The sequence below is a fragment of the Catenovulum sp. SX2 genome (genome assembly GCF_052056295.1).
Taxonomy (GTDB): Bacteria; Pseudomonadota; Gammaproteobacteria; order Enterobacterales; family Alteromonadaceae; genus Catenovulum.
Map to the genome: position 1 here is coordinate 1,275,207 of NZ_CP182493.1, position 12,080 is coordinate 1,287,286.

The window sequence follows — 12,080 nt, forward strand, 5'->3', positions numbered from 1 at the left end:
CATCTGTTTCCTCTAGATTAAGCTTTAACCGCTGGTTTAACGATAACGTTACCGTTGTTAGCACCAGGTACAGCACCTTTAACTAACAATAAGTTACGTTCTGCGTCAACGCGAACAACTTCTAAGTTCTGAGTAGTTACACGCTCAGCACCCATGTGGCCAGCCATTTTCTTACCTTTGAATACTTTACCCGGTGATTGGTTTTGACCAATTGAACCAGGAGCACGGTGAGAAAGTGAGTTACCGTGAGTCATATCTTGACGGTGGAAATTCCAACGCTTGATTGCACCCGCGAAACCTTTACCTTTAGAAGTACCAGTAACGTCTACTTTTTTAACTTCAGAGAAAAGTTCTACTTTAATCTCTGAACCAACTTCGATGCCCTCGCCTTCGCCGTCTTCTAGACGGAATTCCCATAAACCACGACCAGCTTCAACATTTGCTTTAGCAAAGTGACCTGCTTGTGCTTTATTTACGCGACTTGCTTTCTTCGCGCCTGTGGTAACCTGAAGTGCACGGTAACCGTCTGAATCGACAGTTTTAACCTGAGTGACACGGTTGGCTTCAACTTCGATGACCGTAACAGGTACAGAAGCACCATCTTCAGTGAAGATGCGAGTCATACCTACTTTACGTCCGACTAAACCAATAGCCATGTTTAAAACCTCTTAACTTTCAAATTGCTGTTAGCCAAGGCTGATTTGAACATCAACACCAGCAGCCAAATCTAATCTCATCAATGCGTCAACTGTTTTATCAGTTGGCTCAACAATGTCTAGCATGCGCTTATGAGTACGTAATTCGTACTGGTCGCGAGCATCTTTGTTAACGTGAGGTGAGATCAAAACAGTGAATTTCTCTTTGCGAGTTGGCAAAGGGATCGGACCACGCACTTGTGCGCCGGTACGTTTAGCTGTTTCAACAATTTCCATCGTTGATTGGTCAATCAGACGATGATCAAATGCTTTTAATCGAATGCGAATTCTTTGATTTGACATTGACCAAGCTCCAATAATAAAGAACAAAATAAATAAACACCGCCCTACGCACAAATTAATTATGTGTGGGAGTGTTCGGCATACTATTGAATCCCTATCGGATTCGTTGTTTCTCCATTTGTGCTCATCTGGTTTAACTACCTTGGCAGCTACTTCAGAAGATACGCAAATGTCCGTTGTATTGAGTAGTAAAACGAGTCACTACAAACGGTGGTCGCGAATTATACAAACTTTCTTGGCTAATGCAACTTTAAATTACGCTGTTTTATATTTTTTATTGTTGTGGGCCAGTCAATTTAGCTGGTCAGCTCATTGGATAAAATCTCGCAATTTCAAGCTGCTGGGATATACTCAAAGTTAATCTGCACTCAGGGATTTATAGTTACGATGCCCGATAATCTTTTTTATCAAAATCTCACCCGTTTATTACGTGAAATACACCAGAGCACGCATTTTGCCGATATTCTGCCAAAACTAGAGTCGGAAATATTGGTTCTATTTAATTGCGAGCGTATGACGGTTTACCAAAGAAATAAAAATAGTTATGACATAGTCTCGCGGCATAAATCTGGCAACGAATTAAAAGAAATCCGAGTGCCGATTGGCCCTCAATCGATTTCGGGTTATGTGGCCTTTAGTAAAGAGCCTCTTATTATTAAAGACCCTTACGACGTTGCCGAATTACAATTGATTCACCCAAAACTTAGATTTGCTTCTCGTTTTGACAAACAAACCAATTTTAAATCACGTAATATGTTGGTTGTGCCTATTATTGCCAACGATGTGTTATTGGGTGTACTCCAGCTTATTAATGTCACTAACAAAGAATGTTTTGACGACACAGATAAAGAAAAAGCTTTTGAGCTTGCGTCATTTTTAGGACAAAAGTTTAGGTATGAACTTGGTGGCACTAAAGCTCCCTTTGAATATTTAATCCATGAACAGCTTATTAGCCAAAAACAACTAACCGCCTGTGAAGAACAAGCGAAAGACTATTCAGATTTAATTCGCCGTTTATTGGAAGATGTAAAATTACAAAATGCCGACATTGGTAAATCACTCGAAGTTTATTACCAAGTTAAATACATCAATGCCAATACCACTTTACAACCCCACCCTGCCAATAACCATTTAAATACCCAGTACAAACGGAAAAATCTGGTGGTCATTTTAGCCAACCCAGAAATGCACCCTATTATAGTGATGGCGCAACCAACCAATGCCACTTTGTTACTTGAAGTTGAAAGTGCCACAGGTCTAATTAATTACGAACTGTGCGTCGCTTTGCCTGATGATATTTTAAAACTGATAGGTGGCTCAGGTTCAACTGACGAAAATTCAGCAGAGCTTGGCGAGATTCTCGATGAGATTGAAGATGCAACTGACGATGGTGACATTTCTGACGACGACAGTCCAAATGAAGAAGCACCGGCAGTTGTGCGTTTGGTTAATCGTGTACTACAAGATGGCAAACGCTTAGATGCGTCAGATATTCATATAGACCCAGGTAAAGGCAAATCACCAACCAAAGTAAGAATGCGTATAGATGGTGTTTGCCAAGAAATCATTCAGATCCCACATTCACATCACGCAGCTACCATAGCAAGAATTAAAATTTTAGCGCGTTTGGATATCGCCGAAAAACGTTTGCCACAAGATGGTAAATTCGCGGTGAAAATAAGCGGAAATTTAGTTGAAGTGCGAGTTGCGACTATACCAACCGTATTTGGTGAAGGTGTGGTTATGCGTATCTTGGCTTCAGGCGGCGCATTACCCTTTGGCGCACTTAACCTATCTAAACGTAACCATCAAATGCTTGAGCAGCTTATTCAACACCCACATGGGATACTATTAGTTGTAGGACCAACTGGCTCAGGTAAAACCACCACCTTGCATGCCGTGCTAGGTAAACTAAATACGCCAGACAAGAAAATTTGGACAGCGGAAGACCCGGTAGAGATCACTCAACCAGGGTTACAGCAAGTGCAAATGAACAACAAAATAGGTTTCGACTTTAAAACCGCACTGCGCGCATTTTTACGTGCCGATCCAGATATCATCTTAATAGGTGAAATGCGTGATAGAGAAACCGCACATGCTGGCGTTGAAGCGTCATTAACCGGTCACTTAGTATTATCAACTTTGCATACAAACTCAGCACCTGAAACCATTACACGTCTGCTTGATTTAGGTTTAGATCCAGTCAACTTCTCAGATGCCTGTTTAGGTATTTTAGCCCAGCGTTTAATTAGAACCTTGTGCAAAGAGTGTAAAGTTGAATATCAACCCGATTCGGTAGAAATAGAGTTTTTACGTCGTCAATATGGCGAAGAATATTTTGACGAGCTGGAGATTAATCCTGCTGAATTAAAATTATACAAAGCTGGCGGTTGTGATAATTGTGCCCACTCGGGTTATAAAGGTAGAACCGGCATTCATGAATTACTCCGCATGACACCGGCACTACGACAGTTGGTATATAAAGAAGCATCCGTTCCCGAGATGAAACACCAGTGTATTGAAGATGGCATGCGCACACTGGTACAAGACGGTATTATAAAAGTATTGCAAGGTGACACTGATTTTGCCCAACTACAAAAAATAACCGCAGCTGAAGATTAATCCAAGCCACGCAGCACGAATAATCTAGAATGCTTGCAAACAAAAGGGTAAACATTTACCCTTTTGTGAAATTAATTTACCCAACATATGAGGTATGCATGCTTAGGTTTATTCTTGCCGCTGTACTGGCGACCCTATCAGTTCACAGTGTAAATGCACAAATACAATTTGATTCATTTAATTTTGCTTGGCAATTCCATCGAGGTGACATTAACAATGGCCAGTCACCTCAATTAGATACAGATAGCTGGCGAACAGTAAATTTACCACATGACTATTCAATTGAAGATCAACCTGGCACAAGCAGCCCATTTTCAGCAGATTCACTAGATGCGTACGACACGGGTTATACCCTTGGTGGCATTGCTTGGTATCGCAAAGAATTTGTTAACACCAATAATAGTGGCCGTACCCTTGTCTATTTTGACGGCATCTATATGCTGTCGGAAATATATGTAAATGGCACAAAAGTAGGTGGACAAGCCAATGGTTATACCGGCTTTTACATCGACATCAGCGAACATCTATACTCAGACCAAAGCAAAAACCTAATTGCGGTCAAAGTAAATAATCCACACCTTAATAGTCGCTGGTACTCTGGCTCTGGGATATACCGCCCGGTTAAGTTACTGCAATTGCCGCAAAACTATATTGCACCTTTTGCTAAACAATATCAGGCGGTTTTATTAAGTCACAACAATGCTGAGTTAAAAGTAACATTAGAACTGACCAATACCCAAGCAGATGTCCAAGCCACACAGTTAGATACGCAAATTATCGCTAGTAACGGCAAAGTGGTCTATCAACACCAACAAACTGAATTTAATCAGCAGACGGCACAAATAACTCAATCACACCAACTAGCTGGTATTCAAACATGGTCAGCTGCAGCACCTAACCTATATACAGTTGAACAGACAGTTACTTTTAGTAATGGCCAACAACAGCAATTGCAACAAAAAGTTGGTTTTCGTTCGATTCAGTATAGTGCAACTCAAGGTCTACTCATTAATGATCAAGCTGTATTGCTAAAAGGCATGAACATTCACCACGACCACTACATGCTAGGCGCAGCTTCGTGGCCGGATGCTGAATATCGCAAATTATCTATTATTAAACAGGCTGGCTACAATGCTATTCGTTTGTCGCACAACCCGCCTGCGTCCTCTTTATTAGCTGCAGCAGATGAAATTGGTTTGTATGTAATTAACGAATCATTCGATAGTTGGAATAAAGCTAAGTGGGATCACAAAAACGATTATTCAGCGCACTTCGCCGATGACTGGCAGCGCGATCTAAGCAACTTTATCAAGCGAGACATTAACCACCCAAGCATTATTATGTGGTCAATTGGTAACGAAATACCTGAGCAGGTTGATGACTTGGGTGTCGCAACAGCACAAAAACTGATCCAAGCAGTGAAAACACTCGACACAACAAGACCTGTTACTATTGGGGCAAATGTAAGTGATGATTGGGCTGATAAACTGCTTAATCAGTTTGATATTGTTGGATATAACTACCAAGAGAAATTTTACCAAAAAGATCATCAGCGCCAGCCTAACCGCGTTATGTACGGCTCTGAAACCTACCCAGCACGAGCTTTTGAATATTGGCAATTTGTTGAGCAACACCCATACATTATTGGTGACTTTGTCTGGACCGGCTGGGACTACCTAGGTGAAGCTTCTATCGGTTGGACAGGTTATGCACCTGAATGGAAAGGTTTAGCGCCCTACCCTTGGCATCTGGCGTATTGTGGCGATATAGATGCATTGGGTAACAAACGACCAGCAGCTTATTACCGAGACTATTTATGGCAGAGCGATCGCAATGGCCTAGAAGTGTTTGTAAAAAGCCCACAACCTTGGTTAGAACCAACACCAAACCCTGACTGGATCTTATGGTGGACTTACCCTGATATTCACCCAAGTTGGACATGGCCAAATGCAGGCACACAACCATTAGACGTCACTGTTTATACCAGGTTAGCTAAAGTGGATTTACACTTAAATGGGCAAGTAATCGCAAGTAAAACCGTAAGCGCAAGTGACGAATATCAAGCACACTTTCAACTGCCTTATCAAGCTGGCGATCTGACTGCTCTCGGTTATAACCAACAAGGTGAGTTAGTGTCTGAGAAACGCTTAACCACCCACAAACAAGCGCATACAATTAAATTGTCTGCCGAGAAAACAGCAATAAATGCTGATGGACATTCGCTAGTATATGTACAAGCGCAATTGTTCGACCAAAATGGTGTGCCGATTTACCACCTAAGCCAAGATCAACAAATCGAATTTTCCGTGACTGGTTCAGGCAAACTCCTAGCAATTGGCAACGCTAACCCAACATCGACAGAAAGTTTCCAAAAAAATACCCGTACGAGCTTTCAAGGTAAGTTAGTGGCAGTCATTCAAAGTAAACTAGCTGGCAGCGACGACATAACAGTCACTGCAACAGCTGCAGGCTTGCGCAGTGACTCAGTTAGCATCAAAATAAACCAATAGAAAAAATCGATTAAGTTGAGCGCAAAAACCCTAACACTTGGTGGTTTTTGCGCGTTTGTTTAATTGTTAAACTACACTTCCTGCTAAATTTTAAAAATCCGCAGCCAAACCGCACTTTTTATGGTATAAAGTGCGCCCTTTTTGAACAGAGTAATGATCTAACCAGCTATATTTGGAGTATGAATGCCAACTTCTATGCCTGACATCGCCAACCAATCCGCAGCCCAACATGAAGGGGAATTAGATTGGGTAGGCATGAGCGAAATTGAAGTGCCAATAATGATTGCAGCAAAAGATGAAAACGAGCGCGCAGTCAGTGCACGAGTTGAAGCTTTTGTAAATCTAACGCAGGCAAAAGCAAAAGGCATTCACATGTCGCGTTTATATTTATTGCTGGATCAACTGTCAACTGAAGGTAGTTTAACTAAAGAAAGTTTAGCTCAGCTATTGAATGACTTTATTGAAAGTCACGAAGAGCTTAGCGACAAAGCTTTTGTTAAATTTACATTTGACTACCATATGCGTCGTCGTTCATTAATTAGTGGTAAACAAGGTTGGAAAGCCTACCCTATTACAATTATTGGTTACTTCGCTGATGGTAAAATAACTACCGAAATGCAAGTAGATGTACCATACTCATCTACCTGTCCTTGTTCTGCAGCACTTGCACGTCAACTTATTCAACAAGCTTTTGCAAATAAGTTTGGTGATGAAGGTGCGCTAGATGCAAAACAAGTGAAACAATGGTTAGGTACAACAGAAGGTATAGTTGCAACCCCACATAGCCAACGCAGTGTCGCTGAGGTTAAAGTGAAACTTGCAGACGAAGTAACCGAATTCCCTATTATTGATTTAGTTGATGCAGTTGAACAAGCGTTACAAACGCCGGTACAAGCAGCAGTTAAACGTGAAGATGAGCAAGAATTTGCACGTTTAAATGGGCAAAACTTAATGTTTTGTGAAGATGCTGGTCGTCGTTTAAAACATACGTTAAATCAAGTTGCTGGTTACCTAGATTTTTGGATCAGGGTAAATCATTACGAATCATTGCATGCGCACGATGCTGTGAGTGTTTCAACCAAAGGAATAGCGGGCGGATATAGAGCCTACTAGAATATACATATTCAAATTTAATGAATGTTTATTCATTAAATTTGAATTAAAATTAGTCAACTGCAAAAAAATGATTTAACGGAGGCATTTAAGCCAAACGTCATTTTAACCGAAGTTAGCTACATTTTAGCCGAAATAAGCGGCAACATAATCACTAAAATCGACACAAAGGCGTGTTGAGAGACAAGTATTGCAAGATCGAATAGATTGATTTTAATGCGAGAAAACATTATCGTATTAGGTTCTGTCGAAAATTTAACTGAATGAAAATACATGGTAGCGATGCGCACGCAATCTTGTGGTAATTAACTTTGCACACAATATTGCAAGTTGTACGCGGAAACCCATGGGCCTCGGAGGTTTTGAATGAAACTATATGACGCTAGCCAGTCAAAAGATAACTGTGGATTTGGCCTAATCGCGCATATGGACGGTGAAGCGAGCCATAAATTGGTTCGCACTGCGATTGGTGCGTTAGATCGAATGAAACACCGTGGTGGTATTGCTGCCGACGGTAAAACAGGTGATGGCTGTGGTTTGTTAATGCAAAAGCCAGACACCTTCTTTAGAGCTATCGCTGAAGAGAATAACTGGAAACTCGCCACTAACTATGGTGTAGGTACAGTATTTTTAAGCCAAGATGCAGAAAAAGCTGCATTTGCTCGTAAAGTAATTGAAGAAGAGCTTCAGCGTGAAACTCTGACTATTGTCGGCTGGCGTGTAATGCCTACCAACAACGAAACTTTAGGTGAAATTGCTGCATCACAACTACCACGTTTTGAGCAAATTTTCTGTAATGCACCTAATGGTTGGAAAGACATAGATTTAGAGCGTCGTTTATACATTGCGCGTCGTCGTATTGAAAAACGTATGACTGACGATGCAGACTTCTACATTGCAACTCTTTCAGGCTTAGTAACAGTTTATAAAGGCTTAGTAATGCCTGCTGATTTGCCTGCTTTTTATGAAGATTTAGCCGATCTTCGTATGCAATCAGCTATCTGTGTATTCCACCAACGCTTTTCGACAAATACATTACCTCGCTGGAAACTGGCACAGCCTTTCCGTTTCTTAGCGCATAATGGTGAAATCAACACAATTAAAGCAAACCGCCAGTGGGCACTTGCGCGTACTAGCAAGTTTTCAACGCCTATTTTACCTGACATGACAGACGCTGCACCTTATGTAAATACAGAAGGTTCAGACTCATCTTCATTAGATAACATGTTAGAGCTATTATTAGCCGGTGGTTTAGATTTATTCCGCGCTATGCGTTTATTAGTGCCGCCAGCTTGGCAAAACAATCCTGACATGTCACAAGAGTTAAAATCATTTTATGAATTCAACTCTATGCATATGGAACCTTGGGACGGCCCAGCGGGTATCGTTTTAACCAATGGTCGCCATGTAGCTTGTAACCTTGACAGAAACGGTTTACGTCCTGCGCGTTACGTTATCACCACTAACCGCTTTATCACGCTTGCGTCTGAAGTTGGTATTTGGGAATACTCACCTGACGAAGTAGTTGAAAAAGGCCGCGTAGGTCCAGGTGAAATGTTGGCTGTTGACACCAAAACGGGTCAATTATGGCGCAGCAATGAAATCGACCAAGATTTAAAAGATCGTCATCCGTACCGCGAATGGTTGGATGAAAACGTTCGTCGTTTAACCCCACCTTCAGAGTGTGATCCTTCGCTTGCGGGTAAACGTGATTATGACGATGCACAATTAGCTGTTTACCATAAGTTATTTAACTACAGCTATGAAGAAATCGATCAAGTTGTCAAAGTATTAGCAATTAATGGTCAAGAAGCAGTTGGTTCTATGGGTGATGACACCCCTATGGCTGTATTGTCGCGTAAACACCGCACAGTATATGACTACTTCCGCCAAATGTTTGCTCAGGTAACCAATCCACCAATCGATCCATTACGTGAAAACCATGTAATGAGTTTACAAACTTGTATCGGTGTTGAGCAAAACGTATTTAGTGAAACCACTAGTCACGCAAATCGTATTTTATTTGAATCACCTGTATTAATGTATACAGACCTAGTTCAATTAAAAGCGACTGACAATACACATTACGCCACTGAAACTTTCAGCTTGAACTATGATCCTCAGAAAGAAGATCTGCAAGCTGCTATTAAACGTATCGTTGCTGAAGCAGTAGCTGCAGTTAAAGAGCGTAACGTTGTTATTGTTATCTTGTCAGACCGTGATATCGCTAAAGGCACATTACCAGTACCAGCAGCTATGGCCGTTGGTGCACTACAACAAGGTTTATTAGACAACCAAGTACGTTGTGACAGTAACCTAATTGTTGAAACTGCTTCTGCACGTGATCCACATCACTTTGCAGTATTAATAGGTTTAGGTGCAACTGCTGTCTACCCATACCTTGCATACGAAACAATTGAACAATTAGCGGACAAAAAAGCCATCAATATTGATGCGCGTACCGCAATTGCAAACTACCGCAAAGGAATCGGCAAAGGTTTATTCAAAATCATGTCGAAAATGGGTATTTCTACCATTGCTAGTTACCGTTGGTCTCAATTATTTGAAGCAATTGGTATTAGCGATGAAGTTATGGAAACCTGTTTCCGTGGTATCACTAGCCGTATTCAAGGTGCAGAATTCAGTGATTTCCAACAAGACTTAATTAACCTAGAGCGCATTGCATGGTTACCACGCAAGAAAATGACGCACGGTGGTTTATTGAAGTTTGTACACGGCGAGGAATACCACACTTATAACCCAGATGTAGTAAATACACTACATACAGCGGTACGCAGTGGTAAATATTCTGATTATTTAGAGTTTGCAAAAATTGTAAACGAGCGCCCTGTATCAACAATTCGTGACTTGTTTAAAGTTAAAGCTGGTCAAGCAATTGATGTAAGCGAAGTTGAAGCTGCGGAAAACTTATTCCCACGTTTTGACACTGCGGCTATGTCAATTGGTGCATTAAGTCCTGAAGCACATGAGTCATTAGCAATTGCGATGAACCGTTTAGGCGGTAACTCAAACTCAGGTGAAGGTGGCGAAGATCCAAAACGTTATGGCACAGAGCGTAACTCAAAAATCAAACAGGTTGCTTCTGGTCGTTTCGGTGTAACCCCACACTACTTAGTTAATGCTAGCATTATCCAAATTAAAGTAGCTCAAGGTGCAAAACCAGGTGAAGGTGGTCAGTTACCGGGTGATAAAGTTAACCCTTACATTGCAACATTACGTTACTCTGTACCGGGCGTAACCCTTATTTCGCCTCCACCGCATCACGATATTTATTCAATTGAAGATTTAGCTCAGCTAATTTTTGATTTAAAACAAGTAAACCCAACTGCACTTATCTCTGTTAAGTTAGTATCAGAGCCTGGTGTTGGTACTATCGCAACTGGTGTAGCCAAAGCATATGCAGATTTAATTACTGTATCTGGTTACGACGGTGGTACAGCAGCAAGCCCATTAACTTCAGTTAAATATGCAGGTTCGCCTTGGGAATTAGGTGTTGCTGAAACTCAACAAGCACTTGTTGAAAATAACTTACGTCATAAAGTTCGTTTACAAACGGACGGTGGTTTAAAAACTGGTTTAGACGTAGTTAAAGCAGCCTTGTTAGGTGCAGAAAGCTTCGGTTTTGGTACAGGCCCTATGGTTGTATTAGGGTGTAAATACTTACGTATTTGTCACTTAAATAACTGTGCAACTGGTGTTGCAACTCAAGACGAAAAATTACGTGCAAACAACTACCACGGTTTACCAGACATGTGTGAAAACTACTTCCGCTTTATCGCACAAGAAGTACGTGAAATCATGGCACAGTTAGGTATCCGTAAGTTTAACGACTTAATTGGTCGCACAGACTTGTTAGAAGTAATTGAAGGTCAAACAGTTAAACAACAAAAATTAGACTTATCTGGTTTGTTGTACAACTGCGAGCCATCAGCTGCAACAGCGCGTCACTGTACTGAGAAGAAAAATCCTCCGTACGATGAAGGTGCTTTAAACTTGAAAATGTTAGCTGAAGTTAAAGACACTGTAGCAAACAAATCAGGTGGCGTATTCCGCTTCTCAGTACAAAATACTGACCGCTCTGTCGGTGCATTAGTCAGTGGTGAAATTGCTAAACACCATGGCAACACTGGTATGCAAAGCGCACCAATCACTATTAACTTAACTGGTACTGTTGGTCAAAGTTTTGGTGTGTGGAATGCTGGCGGTTTAAACATGATTTTAACCGGCGACGCAAACGACTACGTTGGTAAAGGTATGGCTGGCGGTAAGCTAGTAGTACGTTCACCAAAAGGCGTAAGCTATAAATCTCACGAAAGTGCGATTATCGGTAACACCTGTTTATACGGTGCAACTGGCGGTAAATTATTTGCTGCAGGCCGTGCGGGTGAGCGTTTCGGCGTACGTAACTCAGGTGCTACAGCTGTAGTTGAAGGTACAGGTGATAACGGTTGTGAATACATGACTGGTGGTATCATGGTTATCTTAGGCTCAATCGGTGTTAACTTTGGTGCAGGTATGACAGGCGGTTTCGCTTACATTCTTGACGAAAAAGACGACCTAGCTGGCAAATTAAATAAAGAGTTAGTAGAAGCGACTTCATTCGAAGATAAGAGCATTCTAGTAGAACACTTACGTGGTTTAATTAACCAACACTTTGAAGAAACTGGCAGTGAGCGTGCAGGAGATATCCTGAAAAACTTCAACGCTTACTTACCTAAGTTTAAGTTGGTTAAACCTAAAGCAAATGATGTTAATAACTTACTTGGTCACATCAGTCGTTCTTCTGATGAACTAAGAGTCGAGATCAAGTAAGGAG

Annotated in this window: 6 protein-coding genes; 4 read left to right on the plus strand and 2 right to left on the minus strand. The window is 41.3% G+C overall.

All coding sequences use genetic code 11. From position 1 onward, the window contains the following. Positions 1-17: 17 nt before the first annotated feature. Together rplC and rpsJ are read right to left on the minus strand one after the other, a co-directional pair. The gene (gene rplC / locus ACMZOO_RS05365) at positions 18-656 is read right to left on the minus strand and encodes a 50S ribosomal protein L3 (RefSeq protein WP_016955075.1); all 639 of its coding nucleotides are present in this window, start codon (positions 654-656) and stop codon (positions 18-20) included. A gap of 30 nt (positions 657-686) precedes the next feature. Then, positions 687-998, minus strand: a complete 312-nt coding sequence (rpsJ, locus tag ACMZOO_RS05370) for a 30S ribosomal protein S10 (RefSeq protein ID WP_016955076.1) — start codon at positions 996-998, stop codon at positions 687-689. A gap of 387 nt (positions 999-1,385) precedes the next feature. On the opposite strand from rpsJ, the gene ACMZOO_RS05375 reads away from it, so the two are divergent. From ACMZOO_RS05375 to gltB, 4 genes are all read left to right on the plus strand, one after another. Then, entirely contained in the window at positions 1,386-3,620 is a 2,235-nt protein-coding gene (locus tag ACMZOO_RS05375; protein WP_440905706.1) for an ATPase, T2SS/T4P/T4SS family, read from the plus strand. A gap of 98 nt (positions 3,621-3,718) precedes the next feature. Then, the gene (locus ACMZOO_RS05380; protein ID WP_440905707.1) at positions 3,719-6,130 is read left to right on the plus strand and encodes a glycoside hydrolase family 2 TIM barrel-domain containing protein; all 2,412 of its coding nucleotides are present in this window, start codon (positions 3,719-3,721) and stop codon (positions 6,128-6,130) included. A 183-nt stretch (positions 6,131-6,313) separates the two neighbouring features. Then, positions 6,314-7,243, plus strand: a complete 930-nt coding sequence (gene folE2, locus ACMZOO_RS05385; RefSeq protein ID WP_440905708.1) for a GTP cyclohydrolase FolE2 — start codon at positions 6,314-6,316, stop codon at positions 7,241-7,243. A 366-nt stretch (positions 7,244-7,609) separates the two neighbouring features. Continuing rightward, positions 7,610-12,076: a glutamate synthase large subunit gene (gene gltB / locus ACMZOO_RS05390; protein WP_440905709.1), complete on the plus strand. Its 4,467-nt coding sequence runs from the start codon at positions 7,610-7,612 to the stop codon at positions 12,074-12,076. Positions 12,077-12,080: the final 4 nt, after the last annotated feature.

What these genes read in the sequence shown, in the direction of transcription:
- rplC (WP_016955075.1), bottom strand. Translation starts at nt 656, where the DNA reads ATGGCTATTGGTTTAGTCGGACGTAAAGTAGGTATGACTCGCATCTTC.
- rpsJ (WP_016955076.1), bottom strand. Translation starts at nt 998, where the DNA reads ATGTCAAATCAAAGAATTCGCATTCGATTAAAAGCATTTGATCATCGT.
- ACMZOO_RS05375 (WP_440905706.1), top strand. Translation starts at nt 1,386, where the DNA reads ATGCCCGATAATCTTTTTTATCAAAATCTCACCCGTTTATTACGTGAA.
- ACMZOO_RS05380 (WP_440905707.1), top strand. Translation starts at nt 3,719, where the DNA reads ATGCTTAGGTTTATTCTTGCCGCTGTACTGGCGACCCTATCAGTTCAC.
- folE2 (WP_440905708.1), top strand. Translation starts at nt 6,314, where the DNA reads ATGCCAACTTCTATGCCTGACATCGCCAACCAATCCGCAGCCCAACAT.
- gltB (WP_440905709.1), top strand. Translation starts at nt 7,610, where the DNA reads ATGAAACTATATGACGCTAGCCAGTCAAAAGATAACTGTGGATTTGGC.